The following is a 25,402-nucleotide window of genomic DNA, read 5'->3' on the forward strand; positions in this document are numbered from 1 at the left end:
GAGTTACCCTTGCATGGGTTTATAACCTTATGCGCACGGGTTAGACAATACGTGCCTTTTAACTTAACTTAAGCAATTTTTTTATTGACGGATAGTGTTTATGCGTACGCCTTTAATTATGAGCGCGGCTGGGTTGCCGTTAGTTGTAGCGATGATGAGTATGCCAGTACAGGCTGCAGAATTTGTAGTAACTGACATCGGTTTTAATGGCCTACAACGCCTAACCCCTGATAGCCTCTATCCGGTCTTACCTGTTACGGTAGGAGATACGGTGAATGATAGTAGCTTAGCTGCCAGTATTAAGGCGCTATATGCAACTGAGAACTTTGCTGATATTCAAAGCCGTGTCGAAGGTGGCAAGCTAAGATTTGACGTCATTGAGCGTCCAACGATCGCTGAAGTTACCTTTGAAGGTAACAAGCTTATTCCAAAAGAAGGGCTTGAGCAGGGACTGAAGAATGCTGGCCTTTCTGCTGGTGACGTGCTCAAGCAGTCTACTTTGCAAGGCGTGGCCAATGAGCTACAACAGCAATATATTAGCCAAGGTTACTACAATAGTAATATCGAAGTAGATCAAACGGTCCTTGATGGTAACCGCGTAAAACTTGACGTACGCTTTGTAGAAGGCAAGCCTGCTAAAGTTGTCGATATCAATATCATTGGTAACAAACACTTTAGTGATGAAGAGATCAAAGACGTTTTCGCAGTAAAAGAATCTTCATGGACGCGTCTACTGTCTAAGTCTGATCGTTACGCTCAAGAAAAACTGGCCGCCAGTTTAGAGAGTTTAAAGGCGCTATATCAGAACGATGGTTATGTGCGTTTTTCAGTCGATAATGCCGTATTGAATATCAGCGAAGACAAGAGTAGTGTGTTTATCGAAGTCAGTCTAAGCGAAGGCGAGCAATACCAGTTTGGTGAAGTTAACTTTTTGGGTAAACCTACCTTTGAGAATAGTGAGCTAGAAGAACTGGTTAGCTTCGCACCTGATGAGAAATACTCGCAAGCAAAACTAGAAGCTACTACCGCTTCTCTTAAAAGACGCTATGGTAATGAAGGCTATTATTTAGCTCAAATTAGACCGGTTCCACGTATCAACGACGATACTAAAATGGTCGATGTTGATTACTATATTGATCCTGCGCGTCCTATCTACGTTCGCCGTATCAACTTTACTGGTAATATTAAGACGCAAGACGAAGTGCTGCGACGTGAAATGCGTCAGTTAGAAGGTACATTGTCTTCTAATGACAAAATTCAGCTGTCCCGCACGCGTTTGATGCGTACTGGCTTTTTTAAAAATGTCACTGTCGACGTTAAGCCCGTACCTAATCAGCCAGATCAAGTTGATGTAAACTATGTGGTTGAAGAGCAGCCTTCTGGTAGCTCAACAATTGCAGCTGGTTACTCACAAAGTGGTGGTGTGACTTTCCAGTTGGATCTGACCCAAAACAACTTCATGGGTACCGGTAACCGTGTAAAGGCTGCGCTTTCTCGTTCGGAAACACGCGACTCTTATAGCCTAGGTTATACCGATCCGTACTTTACAGAAAACGGCGTTTCTCAAGGCATCAGCGGTTATTATCGCAAAACCAAATATGATGACGACAACGTTAGTAACTATGTGACCGATTCATATGGTGCGACGCTGAATTATAGTTATCCTATTGATGAAACCAAACGCCTGAGTGCCGGTCTAAATGTGGACAACACAAAAGTTCGTGGTGGTCGTTACCTAGGTATATCTAATGTTCAGGAAATTCTAGACGAAGGCGGTACAAAAACGCCGGAAGTTGAGACTGATGGTGTTGCTAGCTTCAAGAATGATTATCAGACTTACAACCTATTGTTTGGTTGGGACTACAGCACTTTAGACCGTCCAGTATTCCCTACCAAAGGGATGAGCCATGCGGTTGATGCAACCATCGGTCTTGGCGATGCCAACTACCAAAAGCTAACTTATAGCGGCAATATATATTACCCTATTTATAAAGACGTGATCGCGCGTGGTTATACTAAGCTTGGTTATGGTAATGATTTACCGTTCTATGAGAACTTCTATGCTGGTGGTTATGGCTCAGTACGTGGCTATGAATCATCAACGCTAGGACCTAAATCACAAGTCTATTATGATGCAGTTAATGAATCAGACAGGCAAACCTTCACCGCAGAAGAGGTTGGTGGTAATGCGCTAGCAACGTTTGGTGCTGAATTGATTTTACCAATGCCGTTTAAAGGGGATTGGGCAGATCAGGTACGCCCAGTACTGTTTGCTGAAGGTGGTCAGGTCTTTGACACGTCTGATAAAGAAGATCGCACTTTTAATGATTCAGATGTTCCATTACTGACCCAAGATAATGACTTCCGCTACAGTGCAGGTGCTGGTATCACTTGGTATACGCCAATTGGTCCAATCTCACTTAGCTATGCGGTACCATTTGGTGACAAAGAGGGCGATGAGACTGAAAAAGTCCAGTTCCAGATTGGTAATACATTCTAAATTAATGACATCATTCTCATCTATTTGAGCAGTTTCAAAGATTGTCTCAAATAGACGGAAATATCATTAGAGCTTAGTAGGTCGTCAAAACGCATTGTTATTTTGGCGACCGTTTCATTTATAACCATATTTTATTAATAGTCATTATGATAACGATTGAGCAACTCATTACTCGAATTGAGCAACGTCAGCCTATTATTAATAAGGCCGAGATTGATACTGAGCAATTGTATCAACCATTCAGTAGCGTCGGTAGTTTGACGACGGCCAATCAGCAGCAGTTGAGCTTTTTGGCAGATCCTCACTATATCTCTAGCTTGGCTAGCAGTGACGCCGGTGCTGTGTTGGTGACGGAAGCATATCGTGACCAAGTGCCTACCTCAGCGATAGCGCTAGTCGTCTCAAATCCATATTTGGCTTATGCCAGTGCCAGTCAGCTGTTTGCGCGTCATTCTTTATCTAACGGAATTCATCCTAGTGCTGTGATTGCAGACAGTGCTGTTATTGGCGAGAAAGTTAATATCGGCCCTTTTTGCGTGATTGGTGACAATGTACAAATAGGGGCGCGTAGCTCACTCGATGCTCATGTTGTGGTTGAGGCCAATACTAGTATTGGCACCGATTGTGTGATTAAGTCGCAAGTCGTTGTCGGGCCTGAGTGTGTCATTGGCAATCACGTTAGATTGCATGCAGGGGCAAGCATTGGATCTGAAGGATTTGGTTTTGCGCCTACTAAAGATCCTAGTAACAGAGGTTGGGAGCGCATTGCCCAGTTAGGCCGTGTCATTATTGGTAATTATGTACGAGTTGGTAGCCAGACGTGTATCGATCGTGGCGCTATCGATGATACCGTTATTGGCAATCACGTGATTATTGATAATCTGGTACAAGTTGCCCATAACGTCCGTATCGGTGACGGTACTGCTATTGCTGCTCAAACGGGTATTGCGGGTAGTACTACGATAGGGAAGCGCTGTATAATAGGCGGCGCTGTCGGTATCACAGGGCATATTGAGATTACAGACGATGTCGTTTTATCTGGCATGACCATGGTAACCAAATCCATTAAAACCGCTGGCTCATATTCATCTGGTACTGCTGCAATGCCAACTGCTAATTGGCGACGTGCTGCTGTACGTTTTCGTCAGCTAGGCAATAACTAATGCAAATACAAACAAATAATAGATATTCAAAACACAGCAAGGAAGCGTCATTATGAGCAATAACAATATAGATATCCCAACTGATGAAGACGTTAAAAGCTTGGCTGAGCAAGGTCTTACGCTACCATTGACGTATCATACGATTAAACATTACTTACCGCATCGTTATCCTTTTATGCTGGTAGATCGTATTGTAGCTTGTACGCCAGGTGAATGTATTACTGGTATCAAGAACGTGACTATTAATGAAGAGTTTTTTAACGGTCACTTTCCTGATGAGCCAATTATGCCAGGGGTATTGATGGTAGAGTCGATGGCCCAGGTATCAGGAGTGCTTGGTTTTATCAGTGCAGGACTGACAGCAGAAGACGGTTACCTCTATCTGTTTGCAGGTGTGGATAAAGTCCGTTTTAAACGCCGTGTGATTCCTGGTGATCAGCTTATCATTCGCGCAAAAACTGTGATGCAAAGACATGGTATCTATAAGTTTGATTGTACTGTCCATGTCGAAGATGAATTGGCGGCTAGTGCGCAAATTATGATTGCACGTCAAGAGCAGCAAAAACCTGCTAACGTGAAGGGTGCTTAAGTTTTTAATAAGCCATACTGTACAAAGAGCAATATTGAAACCGCTCACTACCACTGCAATAAATAGCTATATGTAAATTCAACAACATAACTGGTATTAGCTTCGTTAGTAACACTGAAATAGCGATACTTTTTTATTATTTACTCGCATCAAATGATACAAGGGCCCATCTTATGAGTCAGATTCATCCTACAGCACTCATCTCACCGTCCGCGCAGATTGACGAGACTGCTATCATCGGGCCCTATTGTATCGTTGGTGATGAAGTATCAATTGGTGCGCATACGGTTTTGCATAGACATGTGGTTGTGACTAAGCTGACTCGTATTGGTCAACACAATGAGTTTTATCAGTTTGCGAGTATCGGTGAAGATCCTCAAGATTTGAAATATGCAGGTGAGCGTACTTGGCTTGAAATCGGCGATCACAATACGATTCGTGAAGCCTGCAGCTTACATCGCGGTACAGCGCAAGACGGTGAGCTGACTAAAATCGGCAGTCATAATCTACTGATGGTAAACACCCATGTTGCACACGATTGTGTTATTGGCGATCATAACGTACTGGCTAACAATGTCGGTGTGGCGGGACATGTGACTATCGGCGACCATACCATCATCGGTGGTAACTCAGGTATTCATCAGTTTTGTACAGTAGATGACTATAGCTTGATTGGCGGAGCAAGCCTTATTTTAAAAGATGTGGCTGCATTTACGATGGTATCTGGCAATCCAGCAAAGGCTCATGGACTCAATATCGAAGGCATGCGCCGTAAAGGTTGGTCAAAAGAAACCATTAATGTATTACGTCAAGCGTATCGTACGATTTTCAGATCAGGTTTGACTACTGCACAAGCGTTGGAAGTCTTACATAGTGAGCTATTGGCTAAAGAGCCAAAAATTCAGCTACTTATTGATTCCTTACAAAATAGCAGCCGCGGTGTTGTGCGCTAAAGAAAACACAACTCGATCAATGATGAGTTCGATACTTTTAATCAGCTAAATTCTTATGGAATGAAGGCGAATTAGATGAAAGCCATAACTATTTGTTATGGCTTTTTATATTTATGAGCACTTGACTTTTTTGGTCGCTTAGCAGAAACTGAGCGTTTACGATATTGTAATCAATTCTTTCTTAATGTTGCTGGGCGCTTCACATCGAAGCGTTTACTAAATAGCTCAATGGTAAGGCTGACTATTTATGTTGATCAAGGAAGATTATCAGTAACATTAATTGAAGCACGAGGACGGAAAAAATGGCTATCAATAAACAAGAACATGCCCAATGGAGCTCAAGCTTTGGCTTCGTATTGGCAGCAGTAGGCTCAGCAGTTGGTTTAGGAAACATATGGAAATTTCCATACATGGTTGGCGAAAGCGGTGGTTCAGCTTTCGTTATTGCTTATTTGTTCTGTATCGCGCTGGTCGGTTTTCCGATATTAGTTGCTGAATGGTTAATTGGTCGACGTGGTCAAAAAAACCCAGTCAATACTTTTTCAGACGTAGCAGCGACTGAAGGTAAGTCACGTAGTTGGGGTATTATTGGTGCTACTGGTATCTTAGGTGGCTTCTTAATTCTATCGTTCTATAGTGTGATCGGTGGTTGGGCGCTTAACTATATCACTAAAGTTGCAACAGGTAGCTTTGCTGGTCAAGACAGTGATTCTGTTGCTGCAACCTTTGATGCTATGCTTGCATCAGCTGGTACATTGACGATCTGGCATACGGTATTTATGATTTCAACCGCTGTCATCGTTGGTATTGGTGTGACAAGTGGTATCGAAAAAACAGCTAAGATTTTAATGCCATTATTGGGTGTGATTCTGTTCGTTATCGTTGGTTACAACGTAATGAACGGTGGATTCGGTGAAGCAGTTGCTTACTTATTTACGCCAGATCTTAGCAAACTAACGGCTGATGTTATGCTTGCAGCATTAGGTCATGCATTCTTCACCCTATCAATTGGTATGGGTATTATGGTCGCTTATGGTTCGTATTTGGGCCGTGAAGTGAATTTGCTAAAGACAGCACGTACCGTTGTTATTTTGGATACGGTTATTGCGTTGGCTGCTGGTCTTGCCATCTTCCCAATCATCTTTAGCAACGGTCTAGATCCTGCATCTGGTCCTGGTCTTATCTTTGTAAGCTTGCCAATTGCTTTCGGTAGTATGGGTGCGGGTACTATCATTGGCGCATTGTTCTTCTTACTTATTACCTTTGCCGCTATTACCTCATCTATCTCGTTACTTGAGCCAACCGTTGAGTTGTTAGAAGAGCGTACATCGATGAGTCGTACTGTATCGACTATCGTGGCAAGTACAGTAATCTGGTTGCTAGGTATTGCAGCATTGCTATCGTTCAACCTATGGTCTGACTTCACTATTATGGGTAATGGTATCTTTGATGCATTAGATAAGCTTACTAGTAAGTTCCTATTACCTCTAACAGGTCTGGCTGCAATTGTATTTGTTGGTTGGAAAATGGATCAACGCAACATCCAGCAAGAGCTTGGTTTATCTAATGGTACATGGCAGCTGTGGCAAATCGTTGCGAAATTCATCGCGCCAATCGCTGTTATTGTAGTATTTGTGACGTCATTGATGGGATAGTAGTCAAAATAGACTCTATATTAATCATTGAGTGATAAAAGCAGCACAGAAAAAGGGCTTAAGATTATTCTTAAGCCCTTTTTTATTTCAACAGATATCGTTATACGGTCGTGAATATTAAATAGGATTAACGCAAGTTTAACTCAGGAACCGTTTGACCGCGTTTGGCATAAAACTCACTGACAAACTCATCAAATTTATCTTGCTCGATAGCATCTCTGATACCTTGCATCAAACGTTGGTAATAGCGTAAGTTATGAATGGTCGCTAACTGAGCACCTAGCATCTCTTTGCACTTATTAAGATGGTACAGATAAGCACGGCTAAAGTTTTGGCAAGTATAGCAGTCACACTCAGGATCTAATGAGCCTTCATCATTGCGATATTGGCTATTACGAATACGTACCACACCAGCATTGTCTGCATCGCCCGTCACAAAGTAATGGCCATTACGCGCGTTACGAGTTGGCATCACGCAGTCAAACATATCCACACCGCGACGTACGCCCTCAACTAAATCCTCAGGCTTACCAACACCCATAAGATAGCGCGGCTTATCTGCTGGCATATCGTCAGGCAGGTAGTCTAGGACATCTATCATCTCTTCTTTAGGCTCGCCAACTGAAAGACCACCAATAGCATAACCATCAAAACCAATCTCTAACAGGCCTTCAAGTGATTGCTGACGCAAATCAGGATACATACTGCCTTGCACGATACCGAACAATGCGTTAGTGCTGCCCAGTCTGTTGTGCTCATCGATACAGCGCTGTCCCCAACGTAATGATAGCTCTAACGACTTTTTCGCTTCGTCATGAGTGGCTGGATAAGGCGTACATTCATCGAACTGCATGACGATGTCCGAGTTCAAGCTGTACTGAATCTGCATAGATTTTTCTGGAGACAGAAACACCTTTGCGCCATCGATAGGAGATTTAAAATTTACGCCTTCTTCGGTAATTTTACGCATTGCGCCGAGGCTGAATACTTGGAAACCGCCCGAATCGGTCAAGATAGGCTTGTCCCAATGCATAAACTTATGCAGGCCACCAAACTTATCAATGACTTCGGTACCCGGACGTAACCATAAATGGAAGGTATTGCCTAGAATAATATCAGCACCGATGGCTTCGATATCACGTGGCAGCATGCCTTTGACCGTACCATAAGTACCAACAGGCATAAAAGCAGGCGTTTGCACATCGCCATGATTGAGATGAACCGTACCACGGCGTGCACGCGTTGCACCGCTGGCCGTTTTATGTAAGACAAATTGCATATGATAACCGCTATTTAAGCTATGAAAATGGCGCTAATTATAGCATTGTTAGCGGTTTTTTGGACATATAGTCAGAGAATCACTGAACTACTACGGCGTTACTCTCCTCAAATGTACTACTTGTACAATTTTTAGTTGCCAGCCTTGTACCTGTTTTAGCGTTTTTTAACTATAGATATTAGGTATTATCGATATACGCGCAATATACACTTTGGTCAATACCACTTTACCATAACCAAAAAACACAGATAGCACGCCAAAAGACACAGACAGTGCTAAAGGTCTGTTGATACAGTAGAAGTTATACAGGTGAGGTAATAATCATTGCCACATCATGCTTTTAGATGCTGGAGACATAATATGAAAAAGACAGCTTATTTATTATTGAGTGGTTCATTATTGATATCAGGAGGAGCCATGGCTACCGAAGAGCCGAAATACACAGTATTGACCCAAGTAGATGACTTTGAGTTGCGTCGTTATGATGAGCAACTAGTGGCGCAAACGTGGGTGAGTGGTGATCAAGACTCAGCAAGCCGCGAAGGATTTAAGGTTTTAGCGGACTATATTTTTGGTAATAACACCGCACCAAGTGGAGACAGTAGTAAAATTAGTATGACGGCACCTGTCACGATGCAAGCTAATAGTAAAGAAAGTGATAATGAGTCACAAAAAATTGCCATGACAGCACCAGTCAGTATGCAACAAGACGATGGTAAGTGGCGCGTGCAATTTACGATGCCTAGTAAATATACGATGCAAACACTGCCTAAGCCAAACAATCCAAACGTTGAGATTATAGAAGTACCTGCACAGACGTATGGTGTGATTAAGTTCTCTTGGCTCGCAGGAGAAGATAAAGTAGCGGAAAAAACCGAAGCGCTGCAAACATGGATGCAAGACCAGAATTTGACGCCTACAGGCGAGCCTGAATTGGCACGTTATAACCCGCCTTGGACGCTACCATTTTTACGTCGTAATGAGGTGATGATTGCGTATCAATCTAACTAGTAATCGATCCATAAAAAAAGACAGCAATCGCTGTCTTTTTTGTGCTTCATTTAAGGTATCTGAGTTAGACGTTTTGCTCACGGATGATATTAAGCATACGACGTAATGGTTCTGCTGCGCCCCATAACAATTGATCACCAACGGTAAATGCGCCTAGATACTCAGGGCCCATATTAAGCTTACGCAAGCGACCTAGCGCAACGGTTAAGGTACCAGTCACTGCCACTGGAGTTAGGCGATTCATGGTAGTTTCTTTGTCATCTTCGACCAAGTCCAACCACTCGTTGCCGCTGTTTTTGAGTGCAGCTTCAATCTCTTCTAGTGGAATGTCTTTTTTCAGTTTTATCGTTAAACCTTGCGCATGGCAACGCATGGCACCGACGCGTACACACATACCATCGATAGGAATCGTACTGGCTTCATCATTACCCAAGATCTTATTGGTCTCGACGCCGCCTTTCCATTCCTCTTTTGACTGTTTGTTTTCTAGCTGCGCATCGATATAAGGAATCAAGCTACCTGCCAATGGTACACCGAAGTATTGTGTAGGGAAGTCTGCTGAGCGCTGAATCTGAGCGATTTTTTTATCAATCTCAAGAATAGCACTGGCAGGGTCAGCCAATTCGTCTTGGACGGCATCATGTAATACGCCCATGCCATTGATGAGCTCGCGCATGTTGTTTGCGCCAGAGCCACTAGCAGCCTGATACGTCATCGCGCTGACCCATTCGACCCAGCCTTTATTAAATAGCTCACCGATAGCCATTAGCATCAATGATACGGTACAGTTACCACCGATAAAGTCTTTTTTGCCGTTGGCTAGGGCACTATCAATAACGTTACGGTTGACTGGATCAAGAACGATGATGCTGTCATCTTTCATACGTAAGGTACTTGCCGCATCAACCCAATAGCCGTTCCAACCACTATCACGCAATGGTTGATGGACTTTTGACGTATAGTCACCACCTTGGCAAGTAATAACGACATCACAAGCAGCAAGTGCTTCAATATCATGAGCGTCTTTTAGTTGGCCGGTTTCAATACCATCGAATTTTGGTGCATCACCACCAGCATTACTGGTAGAAAAAAACACGGGTGTAATACCGTTGAAGTCATTTTCTTCCTGCATACGTTGTATTAATACTGACCCTACCATACCGCGCCAGCCTACCAAACCTACTGTTAAATCACTCATGAAGTTCAATCCTATTTACAATTATTTGTTGCATCGTCAACCGATAACAATGCCGTGAATGGCGCGAAAAAGCAAGGCGTTTTGGCTATTATTTGGTCGTTTTCTATACACTATTAACTATGTCGACTATAACTTTAAGTTATTACTATTGAATAGATACTTGGCTATCTGACGACCTCAAAAATATAATGTTTAATAAAGCACTCATTATATTGAATGAGCCAATATTGTAACGTTTTATGATAGTTGTCGCATAATTGAGACTCACCAGTAGGCGAGAATCTTCTGAAATGCTAAAGTAAGTCTCAAACGCAATTACTCGACGTTAGTTATTTGATGTCAGGTGAGTTACAACCACGATATTTCTTATCAAACAAAAGCTTAACCAATATACATCATCGGCTCTATCAACACTTTAATCAACGGTTAGTACCTACTTATGGATCTCTCACTATTATATTACGCCTTACAAGGTCTAGCAGGATTCATCGCCTTTGTCACAATCTGGGGCTGGTTGCCGCTGGATAACTGGTGGGTGCGCGGTGTTGAGTTTCCACGTATTCAAATAATGGTGCTTGGTATTATTGCTTGGTTTGGCATGTTAGTGTTTTCCTCAGAGTGGGAATTAGGGCAGTGGATATTGTTTGTTGTGCTGAGTGGTACGTTAGCATTTCAGCTGAGAATGGTACTGCCATATACTAAGCTGTGGAAAAAAGAAGTTCAAAAGGCAAAAGACAAGCCAGAAGGGCAAGCGCATCAAATAAAAATCATGGTATCAAACGTATTGACGCCCAATGACGAAACAAAAAAACTGGTCGATTTGGTTAAGCAAAAGCAGCCTGATATCTTAATTACATTAGAGAGTGACAAGAAATGGGAGCAAGCCTTACAGCAAGTCGAGTCTGATTATCCCTATACCGTGAAAGTGCCACTAGATAATCTATATGGTATGCACTTGTATTCTAAGCTTGAGCTAATTGATCCTGAAGTTAAGTATTTGATGATAGATGATATACCGTCTATTCATACTCAATTGCGTTTGCAAGGAGGCCGCGTCATTTGGTTATATTGCTTGCATCCCATGCCGCCTAGCCCAACTGAAGCTGATAAGTCCACCACGCGTGATGCTGAGCTGCTCATGGTGGGTAAACATATAAAAGAAAACAATCAAACGGCGATACTGGCAGGTGATCTCAATGATGTCGCATGGTCAAAAACCACGCGCCGTTTCCAACGTATCTCTGGCCTGTTAGATCCTCGCATTGGTCGACATTTTATTAATACCTTTCATGTTAAATATCCATTTCTACGTTGGGCTTTAGATCATATCTTTCATAGTGCCTGCTTTACAGTAGTTGATATTCAGCGTATGCCATCCGTAGGATCTGACCATTTTCCTGTGATGACTACCTTACAATACGAGCCAGAAGAAGCAAGCAAGCAAGAAGGCAATGCGCCTACTGCACAAGCAGAAGATATCCAAGAGACTGACAACAAAATCGAAGAAGGCAAGAAAGAAGGCGAAAAAGTGTCAGAAGAGCATAGACAAGAGCAGCGTAGTTTTGGTTGATAAAAGAGGCTTTTTATCAGCTGTAATGCATAAAAGTGATGTAAGCATATGCTTACGCAAAATAGAGTCTTTAGCTTCTATCGGCACCAAATCCATAGGCCTATAATACATCCATCAACACAAGGATACGCATGGATGTAGTGTTGAGACAGTATCAATAAAAGCACAGGTCAGCCCGCTGTCTTATATAATACTGTTAAATGACTTAGGATGAGTCAGCACGGAAGAAAGATAATAACAATAACACGAAGTATTGAAACCCTGAACCAATCGCCCTAGGTTCGGGGTTTTTCTTTGTGTAGATTTTGGTTTATCAAGATTTAAACTATTTAACTTTGGGATTTTCTCATCAAAGCTTCCAGTTAACTATCTAACTGCGCAAAATAAAGAAGGGTATATGCAATGGCATATACCCTTCTTTATTTAAATCGATTCAATATTCTAGCTAACTTAATACTATTAGCTTATTGCAACATATCAGCCAAGTATCTGAATATAAGCGCCAGCACGTAGCTCTTGTAACCAGTCTTCTTGAGCTTGTGGAGCTAGGCGTTGATACAATGCTTGACGTGCCATATTGCGACGATATTGCTCGCTAATATCTTGATCGCGCTTACCATCAACTTTGAGGATATGCCAACCAAACTGTGTCTTAAATGGCGCAGAGTAGTCGCCAACAGCCGTATTCTTCATTGTGGCTTCAAATGGACCAACCATATCTTCTTCGCTAACCCAATCAAGGTCGCCGCCACGTCCTGCAGAACCTGGATCGTCTGAATAAGTTGAGGCCAGGCTAGCAAAGTCAGCGCCGCCACGAAGCTGCTCGTATAGATCATTAATTTTTTGTTCAGCAAGCGCGTCAGTTTGTAGGTCATCAACTTTGATTAAGATATGGCGAGTATGCCACTGTGGTATCAGCATCGTATTGCTGGCTTTTTTATCAGCAAGTTTAATGATATCAATACCTTCAGGAGTCAATAGTGGCTCGCTTACGGTACCAACATCCAACTTGGTAATTTTGCTAGACAGCTCTGTCGGTAAAGAAGCTGCCTTATGAAAGCCCATATCTCCACCTTGTAGTGGAATCGGATAGCTACCTTGGCTAGCGGCAACGGCCTCAGCGACGTTGACATTTGGTGCAAGCAAACGCGTACGTAATGCCTGTGCGACTTTTAATGCTTCTTCACGTTGAGCGGCCGATAGGCGACTATAGTCATCTATATAAGGCACACGTACGTGAATGGTTTGATATTCGCTTTGATTCAGACGTTTGGCTTCAGGTGAGGCCAAAAATGCATCAATGTCTTGCTCGCTAATACGTACTCGGCGAGTAATTTGACGCTGCTGTAGCGCTTGGATAGAAGCCTCTTCGATCAGTTTGGCGCGTAGATTGGCATAACTACCAGGTTGTGCGGCATCTAGACGTTGCTGCAATGCTGCAATGCTATTAAGGCCTTCAGCTTGAGCGATTTGACCAAGACGTTGATTGATTTCTGCTTCATCGGCAGACAGTCCCGCGCGTTTGACCATAGACAGTTGTAGTTCACGTAAAATAAGCGCATTTAACACTTCAGACTGTAGTTGTGCTGAGTTTGCGATAGGCTCACCAGCAGCTTTGGCACGTGCTTGAGTTTGCTCGATAGCATCAACCAGTTCGCTTTTTAAGATAGCATTTTCATTGACTAAAGCAATAATACCGTCTGTGCTATTGGCTGGCGTCAAGCGATCAATTGAGCTTTGCGCAGCAGGAGTAGAAGCTTGAGCTGCTGCAGGTTTGACAGTAGCAGCGTTGGCACTTAACGTAAGCGTAAGGCCTGCCATAGATAGCAATACTGCTCTGCTAGTCTGACGTAAAGAAAAAAATCTCATGATGCTCCTCATCAATGTCATTGCATCGGATGGTAGTCGGTCAACTCTATCCAATACTCTTAATAATAAAATATTCGACAGCGTTTCCCATAATAGGGGTTCAAATAGTGTCTTATAAATATTTACGTAAATAATTCTAATCTAGCAAAAAACTGGTTAGTCTTTCCATGCCGTCTGTACAGGTTCAAAGCCCAAAATCTTATCAGCAAGCAATCGTGTCAAGCGGCTACTACCGCTGCCAAGACCATTTAATCTAACTTCTGCCATAATAGCTTGTGTTGGCTCGTCTTTTACGTTTAGGTCATTGTAATAGCGGCGACCATAAACAGCAAAGCCGAAACAGCAGTCTTCGTAATCAACGCCGATGAGTGAATCAAGCATCTTGTTACGATTATAATCGTACTGACCTTGAGCCAATATACGCCAGCTGTTATTGATAGGGAAAACAGCGGAAGCGGTAAACGCCGATAATGGCAACTGATCGGTATTATCATCACGCTGACGCTTAACATAACCCACATTAAATAAGCTGTTGTCTGATGGCTGATAACGCAGCTCAGTCGTAATGTAGTTCAAATCATAATTACTGGTTAGGGCACCGCTAACATCAACCCAAAAATTATTATAAGGCTGAGTGCTGGTATCCCATACCATACCTGAAGAAGACGAGGTAAAAACAGGCTGATCGTCATCAAGTGTTACACGTCCATCATCTAGATAGAACTGTTCTGCAATGCTACCATCAAAACGTGTCACACCCGTTGCATCGATGTAACGATAATTGACGCCAGGCGTAATAGAGTGCAAATCCTGCAAACGATCATGACCTAAGAACCAACTGTCCGAAAACAGCTGCTCATAGTTAATAGAGGCAATACGCGTATTAAAGTTAGGAATGTCGTTTTGGTTCTTATACGGTGAATACGTATATTTTACGCGTGGGCTAAGTAAACGATAGCCACCCATCGTATCGTCAAACGCACCAAATGGTGAGCCCGCTTGATAGAAGTGTAGTCCTGCATCGATACTGGCTTGCGGAACAAACACCGACTGACTGCCATCTTCTTCACTAAGCTGATTATCTTCTAAGCTATCTTCATCATATGACGTATATAGATGCTGCAAGCTCAGCTTAGGTTTGATATAACCCCAAGAGGTTTCCATCGGATAGGCGGCGCTCAGTTTATTATAAATACGTGCGCCACTTTTTTCGTTTTCAGAACCATCATCGATAGATTTTTTGAAGTATGCAGAATCATGAATACCGGTGATATCGAAGCGCTCAGCCCAAGGCAGGCGATAATTTAATTTGAGCTGTGGCAAACGTGAGTACGGCTTGTCTTTGTCTTCTAACGCCTCACCATTATCAGTGAAAGCATCTAAAGTCTGGAAGGTTTCGACTTTTAGTTCACCATCGACATAATCATTGTAATAATTGACACGGGCACGACGTGGCAAGTTTATAGTGCTATCTGACAAGCCCAACGTATCAAAATCATTCAGGTAATCGGCATCTGATACATAGTTGTATTCGGCATCAGCGCTTAATCGTGGAATGCTTTTCGACGACCAAGTGTGGTCATAAAACAAGCTGGTACGATCTTCGTCGTCATACTCTTTGTCGTTTGGTAAGTATGAACCGTTTAAAATACCTTCCCCATAGCTCTCAGTCAGATAACGGAACTCACCTGATAGCATGGGGTTACGGTCAGTATAAATATGCGTGTTAAGAGTGGCATCATAGTTAGGTGCTAAGTTGAAATAATAAGGAATATCAACTTCAAGACCACTTTCACTACTGACGCTAGCACTTGGTAATAAAAACCCACTACTGCGACGACTGTCTATCGGGAAGTTGAAGTAGGGGAGATAAAATACGGGTATGTCAGCCACACGGAAAGTAGTGTTATACGCTTCGCCGCGCCCTGTATCGGTATTTAGATCGATACTTTTGGCTTCAAACTGCCATTTGCGGTTGGTAGGTGGACAGGTACTAAACATAACCTGATCCAGATCGTATTCACTCTCGTTAGGTTTGTTTAAGCGTTTGGCATAGCCGTGCGCTTGTAGACCAACACTGGCAAACGCCACATCATTGGCTGTTGATTGACCAGTCTCAGTATTGTAATTCAAGCTATCTGCAACGCCAATTAGACCGCCTTGTACCGCTCTATCGTTAAAGCTGGCTTGGCCATTATTTGTAGCGGCATTGTTTGTAGAGACGTTGCTTGTACGCTGTCCAGTCGCATTATCTGTAAACATGACTTTGCCTTGAGCAGCCGCAACGCCATTGCTCAAGTCAATCATGACTTTTTCTGCTTCGATATGCTGAGTGCCTTGGTCAATTTTTACATTGCCAGATAGTTCAGCATAGTTCACGTTATTGTAATAACCGTAATCAGACTCGGTAAATAAAGGAGCTTGATTGTTCGGAACGCTGGCCACATTTGGTGCTGGTTGTCCGTTTGCCGTACTAGCTTCGTTTACAGCGCGTTGATAGTTGGGGTTACTCTGCGGATATACCCATTGACCTTCACAGCGCTGGGCACTGTCCACGGCATTCGGCAACAGACGTAAATCTCTACCGACCTTTGGAATCGTCTGTGCGGCAGGTATGGCGTTATTATGAGCATTGTCCGCTTCAGTGCTGATAGCCTCATTGCTTAATGTTGAAGCATCGGTATCTGGTGTTAGCTCATAAAACTCTGCTAAGCGCATTAAGCTAGCTTGAATACTCTCATCATTAAGATCTAGCTTGCCATTGTCTGTTGTTATCGCTTTAGGGACAAAGGCATTGCTATCTGTTGCATCACTGCTTGCTTGGTTGCTAGTTTCTGTATTTAGATTAGCAGCATTAGAAACTTCGTTGCTAAAAGCTTCAGAGTCAGCAGCTTCATTAATCTCTGTAATATCTAGGTCATTGTTTTCAGAGAATCTACTATCTAACGCAGTATCATTCGATAAAGTAACGTTATTCGTATTAGCAGAATTAGTATTCTCTTGATAGCTGTCATTTAGAATATCTGCTTCTTGATAGCCATCATTACTTTGAGTACGACTAATACTATTGGTGTCAGTCGCCACACTATTAGACGCATAGCTGCCTGTACTATCCGTAGTGAGTGGTTCAGTTTTTTGCGTATTGGCATCACCAATGGCAGCACTGACAGTTAGGCTAGATAAGCCTAAGGCACCAAATAAGATCAAACGGATGCTTTGGTAAAGCGGAGAATATAACAAGGGCACACCTATGATTGCAGAGCTTATTGGATTGCATGACTGAGTTTAGTAGCGGTATCACCGAACGACACAAAGCAGTGAACGAGCAACTAAAATATGACTAATGTATTCTCAAAAATTCGGATGTTTTACATATAATGACGACTAATCATAGTCAAAAAAAACCAAATCAGCTACACTATTTACCAAAATTTATAATATAGCCATGCTGATTGTTAAGTAGCGATAGCGATTCTATCCGACATTAAGTATCGAATGATATAGCAATACGTCTGCGGCAGCTTGTATAGCACCGCCGCATATCGCTATTTTAGCAAGTATTTGTCAGACTTATCACTACTTTAATTATTTATGACTTATATTTAACCAGCGATGCCCAATATGACTGACAAAACGACTTTAGAGACTGATATGATCGATGAAAATAACAACCGCCAACAGCAATTAGAACAATGGTTACAGCAAGTATTTTTAGATCAAACCTTTAGTCTAGACAGCTTACCTGGTGACGCTAGTGCCCGCCGATATCATCGTACTGAACTATCAGAGACAGACAATAGTGCCAATAAGCATTATATCGTCATGGACTCCGCTGACGAGCAAGATGCGATGCTGCAGTTTATCAATGTCGCTAAGCTGATGGCACCTGCTGTCAACGTGCCGACACTGACTGCACAAAACGTAGAAAAAGGATTTTTGGTATTACAAGATTTTGGCACAGTAGAATTTGCTCATTTGCTTGTCGATGCAACCGCAGACCAAATCAATGACTACTATCAACTAGCAATGCAGACATTAGTCGCGCTCCAAACGGTACCAGTAGAAACGGCAAAGTCGCAACACCAATTGCCAGATTATGACACAGCACTATTAGACCGCGAGATGGATTTATTTAGCGAATGGTTTATGCCTTACATTGGTGTCGCGCTAGATGAGCAGGTTTGGGTAAACCTAAAAACAGCGTTAATGAATGAGATTTTGCAACAGCCACAAGTGGTGGTCCATCGTGATTACCACAGCCGTAACCTCATGCAAGACCAAGCAGATAAATCAAAGTTGGGCGTGATTGATTTTCAAGATGCCGTCATTGGTTCGTATGCTTATGATCTAGTGTCGTTAGTACGCGATGCTTATGTTGAGTGGTCAGAGAGCCAAATATCTGCATGGATTAATGACTTTTGGCAGCTACAAAAGCAGAAATCACTGACCACTGCTGATAGCGCGGTGCAGTTTGAAAACGATGTAAATGTCATAGGCGTACAACGTCATCTAAAGGTATTAGGGATTTTTATTCGTTTGTCTGAACGCGATGGCAAAGACCGCTATTTGGCGGATATCCCTAAAGTTATGCGTGATTTGATTATTGAATTAAACTGGCTTGCCAAACATGGCAGCGATGAACTCAAACAATCAGTTATATCGTTTAATCAATGGCTACAAGAGGCAGTGCTACCTGCTTATAAAGAGAAGTTTGCTTCAGCGTAGATGACGCTCAGCTAAATTAATTTAAATAATAAAGATAGGAACGCAGATGTCTACCTCTACGATTACACAAGCCATGATTTTGGCAGCGGGCAAGGGCACACGCCTACGTCCATTAACACTTGAGACGCCCAAGCCTTTGGTTGAAGTCGCAGGTCAACCGCTTATAGTTTGGCATATTAGAGCACTACAAGCAGCAGGCATTACCGATATCACGGTCAATGCATCATGGTTGGCAGATAAGCTAATGGACAGCTTAGGCGACGGTTCACAGTATGGCGTAAAGCTGCATTGGTCAGTAGAAGACGATGAACCGCTTGAGACCGCAGGCGGCATTTTTCAGGCATTACAATCAGGTAAGCTAAAGGATGAGCCATTTATTCTGGTTAATTCTGATGTCTGGACTACCTATGACTTCTCTCAATTAACAGACTATACATTGGGAGCGGATCAGCGCGCGCACTTGTTATTGATAGATAATCCAGAGCACAATAATGGCGGCGATTTTGCGATTAATAATGGCCTAGCGAGTGAACAGCCGGTAGGCGATGCAGATAAGTATACCTTCGCTGGTATTAGCGTAATGTCACCCAAATTGGTAGAAGGTCTGGTATCAGGACAGCCTGCTGCATTGGCACCACTGCTAAAGCAAGCAATGATAAAGTTTCAGATTACCGCTGAAGTGACGACAGATAATTGGATAGATGTGGGGACACCAGAGCGTCTAACACAGGTCAATGAGTTTATAGAACAGCATGATATCAAGCATGCAGGTAAACCAAACTGATAAATTTAAAATAAATAAAAAGCAGCGTCGATTATTCAACGCTGCTTTTTTTTATGCATATAGAATTATTTTTTACGATACATCTACAAGGTATATTGGCAAGATAGAAATGCAAATTTAACATCTAGCAAGCTATTCATTAGCTAACTAACTAGCACTCAATCGTATGAGTAGGCGATTACGCTAAACACCCATGGCCAGTTTAATTAGCTGAGCAATGGTAAACACCACTAAAAACCCTGCTAAATATAGACCCACGAACCATGCCCATTGCGATTGTTTTTTACTGAACTTTTTCATAGAGATCTCCTGATTAGCGTATGAAGTGTGACTATCATCTATAAACGATGATAGCCATCCTTTTTAGCTGATCCGTTGCGCGCCGCGATTAGCGACTAGTACATCGGATTGTGATCAGATTTACCTTTGAAGGTATAGTAAGCAAATGCTGTATAGCTCAAGATAATCGGTAACATGATACAGGCGCCAATCAGCATGAATGATAACGAAGTATCGGCAGCAGCAGCCTCATAAATCGTCATTTGATACGGTACGATATAAGGGAATAGGGCGAAACAAACGCCGATGTAACCCATTAAAAATAGAGCAACCGTTAGTAAAAATGGACGATACTCACGCTCTGTTTTTAAGTCTTTACGCATGATAAAGAATAAGAGCATGACAATGATAGGCATAGGAGCAAGGTATAACAAATCTGGGAAACTAAACCATCCTTCTAATGCGTCGATGTCTGAGAAGTACATAAACGCTGTGACTACAATCATCGCTACTAGTAACGCAGTAAGCATCCATCTAGAAACTTGGCGCGCCCATACTTGTAACGTGTGCTCTGTTTTTATGATAAGCCACGTTGAACCAAGTAAGGCATAGCCGATAATCATGGCAAATCCGCACACAATCGAGAAGGGCGTGAGCCAATCAAATGGCCCGCCCGTGTACAAGCGATTGCTTGCCTCTAACCCTTGCACCAATGCCCCAAGCATAATGCCTTGAGAGAAAGTGGCAACGACTGAGCCGACAAAGAAAAAGGTATCCCACACATGCCGACGTGAAGAGGATTTAAAGCGAAATTCAAACGCCACACCGCGCATGATAAGACCGAACAACATGGCAGTCACGGGTAAATAAAGACCTGTCATGATAATGCCATAAGCAACAGGGAATGCTGCGAATAGACCACCACCGCCTAGCACTAGCCACGTCTCGTTACCGTCCCAAAATGGGGCGATAGAGTTCATCATGCGGCTACGGTTTTTATCTGATCCTGCAAATGGGAACAAGATACCGCAGCCCAAATCAAAGCCATCAAGCAGTACATAGACAAAGACAGACAAAGCAATCAAACCGCCCCAAATGAGAGGTAAATCTAATACATCACCGAAGTTAAACATTAGCGTAATCCTCCATCATCGACATCATTTGCAGGCTCATCTAAGCCTTCTTCAGTACCTTTGGCAGGATTACTATCACCACTTAACGCGCGGCCTTGACTCTCAGTTACTGAGTGCTCGTAGAAGTTATCTTCTGCAGGATCTGTATAAGGTTTCGGCCCTTGAGCAATCAAGCGCAAGATATAAAAACTGCCTGCACCAAAGACAAATATGTACAGCACGATAAAGCCAATCAATGTGGTCGCTACTTGCTGTGCTGCAAGAGGAGACATACTTTCAGCAGTACGAATGACCCCATAAACTGTCCACGGCTGACGCCCTGTTTCGGTTACGAACCAACCTGATAATAAGGCGATAAAACCAAGCGGAGTCATCATCATCCAAGCACGGTGGAACCACACACTGTCAGTATTGAACTGCTGTTTTTTGAAGTATTTGTATAGACTGAATAGGCCGACCAGTACCATAAGCATGCCAATACCAACCATGATACGAAACGCCCAAAACACGATGATAACAGGTGGTTGATCTTCAGGTGCCCAGTTTTTGAGCCCTTTAACTTCACCATCTAACGAGTGGGTCAAGATTAAACCAGTCACATAAGGAATTTTTACTTCGTACTTATTGGTCTGATTTTCTTGGTCAGGAATCGCAAAGAGGCGTAGTGCGGCACCGCGTTCATCCTCCCAGAGTCCTTCCATTGCAGCCACTTTAGCAGGTTGGTGTTCAAGGGTATTTAGACCATGCTCATCACCAATCAATACCTGCGCAGGCGCAACAAAGATGGCCATAATCATCGCCATACCTAGCATCACACGACCATGTGCGCGGTGCTCGACGTGCTTTTTAGATTGAATATAATATGCGCCGATACCACCAATAACAAAAGCAGTGGTCAGAAAGGCTGCGGTCATCATATGAGCATAACGGTAAGGGAATGAGGGATTGAAGATAATTTCAAGCCAGTCGGTAGGATAGAGCAGGCCATCTGCACCCATCATAAAACCTTGAGGGGTCTGCATAAAGCTGTTGGCGGCCAATATCCAAAAACCTGAAATCAAGGTACCGATAGCAACAATGGCGGTTGAGGCAAAATGCATGCGTTTGCTCACGCGGCCCCACCCAAATAGCATAATCCCCAAAAAGGACGCTTCTAAAAAGAACGCCGTCAGTACCTCATAGGCGAGTAATGGGCCTAAAACGTTACCGGCTTTATCAGAGAACACTGCCCAGTTGGTACCGAATTGGTAGGACATCACCACGCCTGATACCACGCCTAGACCAAAGACGACAGCAAATATTTTGACCCAATGCTTGTAGACTTCAGCATAGATAGGTTCACCAGTTCTTAACCAGCGGAATTCAAGCACCGCAAGCCAGCTGGCTAGACCGATAGAAAAGGCGGGAAAGACGATATGGAACGAGATAACAAAAGCGAATTGGATACGCGCAAGCAGCAGCGCATCGAGCTGGTCAATCATAAATGTAGCGAACATAAACGGTTACTCTCATCTGTTAGCTGAATAGCGCTGACTTCCATACAACGCTCAAGTAACTGTCCGTAAACTATCCATCGATCAAAGTGGCAAGCATTACGGGCAATAGCTCAGTGACGTGGACTTAGCTCCATTAGACATAAATTGTGGCTAAGTTTGCGACTCACTGTTTAGCTGAATTGAATAATTTATGTCCTTATAAATTTACATATTACTGTCATGTGCTATAGATATATTATGCGCTCACCTAGATATACACGCAAGCAACCCCATCTGTCAGTTGCAGACCTAAGAGTCATCAAAATAACATAATTCAAACATTGAAAAATAAAATTAATATTATTAAAAACAAAGCAGTATGCGTGAACATACTGCTTATTTGAAACCTATAACTGATGTTTAAAGGTTACGATTTGCACATCAAAAACCTCGTGAAATAACAAAAATCTACATCATTCTTGTAGCTGCTTATGCAAAATTCTTCGCAACGTCAAAATGGTCTGCGGATTGGTCTGAATACTATGGCCGCCATTGATAATTGTCTCAGACGCGGCGCCATCGAGATGTGCACTGTTGTAAGGAACAATACCATCTGATAAACGCTCCGTCAGTGCTTGACTAATATCATCATTGACTGTCACAGCGGCAACAAGCGGCTCGGGTGGTAGCTGTGATGTCTCAGTATTGTCACTCACATCAACGCTCCCCGTTTCATTTCCAGAATTGTCTTCTACCGCTTGAGACAAATCAATTTTGGCACCGTTTGGTTGCGTTTGTGCCAGTCCTTTAGTGATATCGGCATCGTTATTGGCAATGATTGAATGGTAAGTGATACGCTCATTAATAGTGATGTCTTTGGTTAACTCTATAAAAGAGGACTTGTCACTTAACTGGCTGGCACCGTTCTGCAAATATAACGCGCCTAGTGGGTTTTGTGCCAAATCGCCTTGAGTGGCAATGGTCGCTAAGTTATCAGTGAATGTCTTGACCAGACCTACGGGTAAGTAAACGATGCGGCGTAGCGCACGGGTGAACCAACGATCTGCATAATCGGTACCACGGAAAGGTGCAGATAGAAACACAGCAGTGTCTACTTGCGGCAATGCCTGTAGCTCAAATCGTTGCTTTAACTCATCTTCGCCAAAAGACGTTTTGAGCGCGTTACGGATTTGCTGTTTCTCATTGCTAGAGAGGATATCTTTGTCATTGAGCTTATCCAAATCATCGACTAAATTTTCATCAGATAGCATCATACGAGCGATAATGGCACCCATACTATGACTGATAATTACACTGTTTTGACTGGCACGATTTTGTCCATTGGGATCAGTCTGCTGATACGTGCTGTTGATTAACTGCTGAATCTGATAACGATTTTCTAAAATAGGCAGATTGGTTGGATAGAATATTTGCCAAACTTGGTAATTATCACGCAGCTTGTCATCATTAAGAATATCATTGGTCAGATTGACCCAAGTGGCCGGACTAGAGGCTAGCCCATGCAACATAATCAACACGCGTTTATCAGGATCATAAGGCTCGAGCATGAAGAGTTTGGGCAGCTGAGCATCTGGTTGGCGAGTAATCAAGTTTAAATAACCTACGCCATCTAATTGATTCTCTGATAGCCATAAGCCATATCCCGCCGAAAAGTTGGCTGCCAGTGGGTAGTCATCGTTGAGGATATTGACGGACTCGGTTTGGTACGGGTTATATAAATGAATATCAAGCTTACGACTGCTCAGCGCATCTAATACGCTATTGCCATCTGGCTTAATCAATCCAGTTAGTAAAAGATGTCCAGTCGGATAAATACGTGAGCTTGGCTCGCTATCGTCGGTGTTTTTATTTTCATTTGTTAGCCGACCAGATAAGGAGGCGACCAATAATTGACGGATTGTGGTGGTATAGCGATCATCCAACGACGCCACCAAACTGATGCCTAAGCCAGGGCGTTTGCTCACAGAATTGAGACCAGATAGTCGCAGCTCATAAGTGGATGATAAGTCTGCCAAAGCGGAAGTTTGTTTATGAGCGTTTTGCAGATAGTTGTTTTCGTTTGGCAAATAAATATCAAGGTTGTAGTTATCTACTGTCACTTTCATGACTTTGACTTGGTCTGTTGCTTTGCCCTTTAGTGGTGGTCGATTGGCAATCGCTGCTTCATCGGTGTTATCACGCTTGGTAGAGGTTATTGGCAGGTATTCTACTTTCGTATCACCCATCAATTTATTGGCATTTTCAGTCGATTGATAGATTTGAGTAATAACGTCGTTACTGGCAGCGTTATAAATATCTTGGGTTTGGATGTCATTGTCATTCGGAATACGGTTTTGCGCACGATGGCTATTACTATTTTGCTCTGCACCTTCAAAGTCATGGGTCAAACTGTCATAAAATAGATAGGTGTAGCTGTATTTGACGGCATCAAACAATCTTGCTTGATAATCGGTTAAACACAGGTCAGTCTCTTCTTGCTGTGTTTTTGAATCCTCATTACTTAAAGGCGCATTGGCGTAATACGGATCAAGTGGCGGGCGTGCAAGCGCATTACGACAGTTTTTTGAATCAGATAGTTGACGCGCTTTTGCATAGTGCAGTTCTGCAAAAATAGCTAAGGCAGGCCGATAGTGCCTGTTAAGCATACTATCAGAGAGCTGAGTCAAGCATAAGTCAAATTGCTGCATACAGGCTTGCTCATTCAGTCCTGCTGATAGCAAAGCAGATGTTGTGTCGCTACTTAGCGCATTGTCAGTGACGATATTGCCGCGCTGCGCTGAGATGGTCTTGGCCGAGGCTTGTTTATCGACCGTCACCGTACTACACGCTGGTAGCAATACTGCTGCCGCCAAAAGCATAAGTGACGTAATGGGCAGGGTTTTTTTATTAATATGCATTACTGTCTGTTTGCTAAAGCCAGCGAAAGTCATAAGTCAGTCCAATAAACGGTAGTTATGAGAGTATCAATAATGAAAGTAGCAATTGATAATGAGTGTAGCGCAACTTTTGGCATTAGACTATTCATTTGCAGTTCTACAAAAGCATGTTTTAAAACGAAAGTGTTTCTACTAGTCGAAAAAAAGCGCTTTTGTCTTATAGATATAAAACAAAAGCGCTTGGTATGTGCAGCTTAGATTATTTATTAAAGATTTATCTATTGAGGGTCTTATTAAACAAATATCCTTTGAACCAAACCCT

At 42.8% G+C, this 25,402-nt stretch carries 17 protein-coding genes; 9 read left to right on the forward strand and 8 right to left on the reverse strand.

The genetic code is table 11. The features are described from left to right. Positions 1–100 precede the first annotated feature (100 nt). The 5 genes from bamA to ACS8FA_RS19090 all read left to right on the forward strand — a co-directional run bounded on the left by bamA (position 101) and on the right by ACS8FA_RS19090 (position 6,860). The gene (bamA, locus tag ACS8FA_RS19070; RefSeq protein ID WP_439265724.1) at positions 101–2,500 is read left to right on the forward strand and encodes an outer membrane protein assembly factor BamA; all 2,400 of its coding nucleotides are present in this window, start codon (positions 101–103) and stop codon (positions 2,498–2,500) included. Between the two features lie 146 nt (positions 2,501–2,646). After that, positions 2,647–3,663, forward strand: a complete 1,017-nt coding sequence (gene lpxD / locus ACS8FA_RS19075) for a UDP-3-O-(3-hydroxymyristoyl)glucosamine N-acyltransferase (RefSeq protein ID WP_439265722.1) — start codon at positions 2,647–2,649, stop codon at positions 3,661–3,663. A gap of 52 nt (positions 3,664–3,715) precedes the next feature. Further along, positions 3,716–4,252 carry a 3-hydroxyacyl-ACP dehydratase FabZ gene (gene fabZ, locus ACS8FA_RS19080; RefSeq protein WP_238068215.1) on the forward strand — a complete coding sequence of 179 codons (537 nt, stop codon included), beginning with the start codon at positions 3,716–3,718 and terminating at the stop codon, positions 4,250–4,252. Between the two features lie 173 nt (positions 4,253–4,425). Then, complete coding sequence (lpxA, locus tag ACS8FA_RS19085; RefSeq protein WP_057759135.1) at positions 4,426–5,205, forward strand: acyl-ACP--UDP-N-acetylglucosamine O-acyltransferase; 780 nt, start codon at positions 4,426–4,428, stop codon at positions 5,203–5,205. A 302-nt stretch (positions 5,206–5,507) separates the two neighbouring features. Beyond that, the gene (locus ACS8FA_RS19090) at positions 5,508–6,860 is read left to right on the forward strand and encodes a sodium-dependent transporter (RefSeq protein ID WP_439265720.1); all 1,353 of its coding nucleotides are present in this window, start codon (positions 5,508–5,510) and stop codon (positions 6,858–6,860) included. Positions 6,861–6,987: 127 nt separating this feature from the next. Here the strand turns inward: ACS8FA_RS19090 and tgt are convergent, their stop codons facing one another. Beyond that, positions 6,988–8,139 (reverse strand): tRNA guanosine(34) transglycosylase Tgt, encoded by a 1,152-nt coding sequence (gene tgt / locus ACS8FA_RS19095; protein ID WP_102078127.1) that lies wholly within the window; start codon positions 8,137–8,139, stop codon positions 6,988–6,990. Between the two features lie 360 nt (positions 8,140–8,499). Here tgt and ACS8FA_RS19100 point away from each other — a divergent pair, with 360 nt between their 5' ends. After that, positions 8,500–9,150: an SOUL family heme-binding protein gene (locus tag ACS8FA_RS19100; RefSeq protein WP_439265718.1), complete on the forward strand. Its 651-nt coding sequence runs from the start codon at positions 8,500–8,502 to the stop codon at positions 9,148–9,150. A gap of 64 nt (positions 9,151–9,214) precedes the next feature. Here the strand turns inward: ACS8FA_RS19100 and asd are convergent, their stop codons facing one another. Then, entirely contained in the window at positions 9,215–10,348 is a 1,134-nt protein-coding gene (asd, locus tag ACS8FA_RS19105; RefSeq protein ID WP_439265716.1) for an aspartate-semialdehyde dehydrogenase, read from the reverse strand. A 439-nt stretch (positions 10,349–10,787) separates the two neighbouring features. Between asd and ACS8FA_RS19110 the strand changes: the two genes are divergently transcribed. Beyond that, a complete protein-coding gene (locus ACS8FA_RS19110) occupies positions 10,788–11,918 on the forward strand; it encodes an endonuclease/exonuclease/phosphatase family protein (RefSeq protein WP_439265714.1) in 1,131 nt (376 codons plus the stop codon). A gap of 477 nt (positions 11,919–12,395) precedes the next feature. On the opposite strand, the gene ACS8FA_RS19115 is transcribed toward ACS8FA_RS19110, so the two are convergent. Together ACS8FA_RS19115 and lptD are read right to left on the reverse strand one after the other, a co-directional pair. After that, complete coding sequence (locus ACS8FA_RS19115; protein WP_439265712.1) at positions 12,396–13,787, reverse strand: peptidylprolyl isomerase; 1,392 nt, start codon at positions 13,785–13,787, stop codon at positions 12,396–12,398. Positions 13,788–13,943: 156 nt separating this feature from the next. Further along, complete coding sequence (lptD, locus tag ACS8FA_RS19120) at positions 13,944–17,027, reverse strand: LPS-assembly protein LptD (protein ID WP_439265710.1); 3,084 nt, start codon at positions 17,025–17,027, stop codon at positions 13,944–13,946. Between the two features lie 381 nt (positions 17,028–17,408). Between lptD and ACS8FA_RS19125 the strand changes: the two genes are divergently transcribed. Together ACS8FA_RS19125 and murU are read left to right on the forward strand one after the other, a co-directional pair. Then, positions 17,409–18,512: an aminoglycoside phosphotransferase family protein gene (locus ACS8FA_RS19125; protein WP_439265708.1), complete on the forward strand. Its 1,104-nt coding sequence runs from the start codon at positions 17,409–17,411 to the stop codon at positions 18,510–18,512. A gap of 46 nt (positions 18,513–18,558) precedes the next feature. Next, positions 18,559–19,296, forward strand: coding sequence for an N-acetylmuramate alpha-1-phosphate uridylyltransferase MurU (gene murU, locus ACS8FA_RS19130; RefSeq protein WP_439265706.1), 738 nt, complete (start codon positions 18,559–18,561; stop codon positions 19,294–19,296). A gap of 183 nt (positions 19,297–19,479) precedes the next feature. Here murU and ACS8FA_RS19135 read toward each other — a convergent pair whose 3' ends face one another. The 4 genes from ACS8FA_RS19135 to ACS8FA_RS19150 form a co-directional block, all read right to left on the reverse strand. Then, positions 19,480–19,596 (reverse strand): DUF2474 domain-containing protein, encoded by a 117-nt coding sequence (locus tag ACS8FA_RS19135; RefSeq protein ID WP_101206161.1) that lies wholly within the window; start codon positions 19,594–19,596, stop codon positions 19,480–19,482. A gap of 95 nt (positions 19,597–19,691) precedes the next feature. Continuing rightward, positions 19,692–20,708, reverse strand: coding sequence for a cytochrome d ubiquinol oxidase subunit II (gene cydB, locus ACS8FA_RS19140; RefSeq protein ID WP_238053208.1), 1,017 nt, complete (start codon positions 20,706–20,708; stop codon positions 19,692–19,694). After that, positions 20,708–22,204, reverse strand: a complete 1,497-nt coding sequence (locus ACS8FA_RS19145; protein WP_191114920.1) for a cytochrome ubiquinol oxidase subunit I — start codon at positions 22,202–22,204, stop codon at positions 20,708–20,710. The genes cydB and ACS8FA_RS19145 overlap by 1 nt, the downstream gene beginning before the upstream one ends. Positions 22,205–22,656: 452 nt before the next feature. Further along, positions 22,657–25,134 carry an esterase/lipase family protein gene (locus tag ACS8FA_RS19150; protein WP_439265704.1) on the reverse strand — a complete coding sequence of 826 codons (2,478 nt, stop codon included), beginning with the start codon at positions 25,132–25,134 and terminating at the stop codon, positions 22,657–22,659. Positions 25,135–25,402: the final 268 nt, after the last annotated feature.

This window comes from Psychrobacter sp. 1Y1, from assembly GCF_051847395.2.
Taxonomy (GTDB): domain Bacteria; phylum Pseudomonadota; class Gammaproteobacteria; order Pseudomonadales; family Moraxellaceae; genus Psychrobacter.

Bases quoted from the DNA above. Each gene is read 5' to 3' on its own strand.
- lpxD (WP_439265722.1), top strand. From the start codon at position 2,647: ATGATAACGATTGAGCAACTCATTACTCGAATTGAGCAACGTCAGCCT.
- ACS8FA_RS19110 (WP_439265714.1), top strand. From the start codon at position 10,788: ATGGATCTCTCACTATTATATTACGCCTTACAAGGTCTAGCAGGATTC.
- asd (WP_439265716.1), bottom strand. From the start codon at position 10,348: ATGAGTGATTTAACAGTAGGTTTGGTAGGCTGGCGCGGTATGGTAGGG.
- fabZ (WP_238068215.1), top strand. From the start codon at position 3,716: ATGAGCAATAACAATATAGATATCCCAACTGATGAAGACGTTAAAAGC.
- ACS8FA_RS19115 (WP_439265712.1), bottom strand. From the start codon at position 13,787: ATGAGATTTTTTTCTTTACGTCAGACTAGCAGAGCAGTATTGCTATCT.
- ACS8FA_RS19150 (WP_439265704.1), bottom strand. From the start codon at position 25,134: ATGACTTTCGCTGGCTTTAGCAAACAGACAGTAATGCATATTAATAAA.
- cydB (WP_238053208.1), bottom strand. From the start codon at position 20,708: ATGTTTAACTTCGGTGATGTATTAGATTTACCTCTCATTTGGGGCGGT.
- lpxA (WP_057759135.1), top strand. From the start codon at position 4,426: ATGAGTCAGATTCATCCTACAGCACTCATCTCACCGTCCGCGCAGATT.
- murU (WP_439265706.1), top strand. From the start codon at position 18,559: ATGTCTACCTCTACGATTACACAAGCCATGATTTTGGCAGCGGGCAAG.
- ACS8FA_RS19135 (WP_101206161.1), bottom strand. From the start codon at position 19,596: ATGAAAAAGTTCAGTAAAAAACAATCGCAATGGGCATGGTTCGTGGGT.
- ACS8FA_RS19125 (WP_439265708.1), top strand. From the start codon at position 17,409: ATGACTGACAAAACGACTTTAGAGACTGATATGATCGATGAAAATAAC.
- ACS8FA_RS19145 (WP_191114920.1), bottom strand. From the start codon at position 22,204: ATGTTCGCTACATTTATGATTGACCAGCTCGATGCGCTGCTGCTTGCG.
- tgt (WP_102078127.1), bottom strand. From the start codon at position 8,139: ATGCAATTTGTCTTACATAAAACGGCCAGCGGTGCAACGCGTGCACGC.
- ACS8FA_RS19090 (WP_439265720.1), top strand. From the start codon at position 5,508: ATGGCTATCAATAAACAAGAACATGCCCAATGGAGCTCAAGCTTTGGC.
- bamA (WP_439265724.1), top strand. From the start codon at position 101: ATGCGTACGCCTTTAATTATGAGCGCGGCTGGGTTGCCGTTAGTTGTA.
- ACS8FA_RS19100 (WP_439265718.1), top strand. From the start codon at position 8,500: ATGAAAAAGACAGCTTATTTATTATTGAGTGGTTCATTATTGATATCA.